Here is a 366-nt window from a genome sequence, read left to right on the forward strand (position 1 = left end):
GAGCACATCGACGCTGTAGTGCAGATCGAGCAGCGGGCCTACGCCCACCCGTGGAACCGCACCAACTTTGCCGACGCACTGCAGTCCGGCTACCAGGCGCAGCGACTGCTGGCCGACGACACCCTCCTGGGCTACTTTGTCGCCATGGAGGGTGTGGAAGAGGTGCATTTGCTCAACATTACCGTGGCGCCGGAATTTCAGCGCCAGGGCTGGTCCCGTGTCATGCTGGATGCGCTGGCGCTATGGGCGCGCGGCCGCGCCGCACAGTGGCTGTGGCTGGAGGTGCGCGTGGGCAACACCCGCGCCGTGCACGTCTACGAGGCCCAGGGTTATGCCCGTGTGGGTGTGCGCAAAGACTACTACCCG

General features: G+C 65.8%; 1 protein-coding gene. It reads left to right on the forward strand.

Annotation, left to right across the window (positions count from 1 at the left end; translation table 11 throughout):
• The coding region (rimI, locus tag AC097P_RS23690) for a ribosomal protein S18-alanine N-acetyltransferase (protein ID WP_479612887.1) at window positions 1-366 on the forward strand (366 nt) is incomplete at both ends.

Source organism: Rhodoferax sp. ZS1R8 (genome assembly GCF_056521325.1).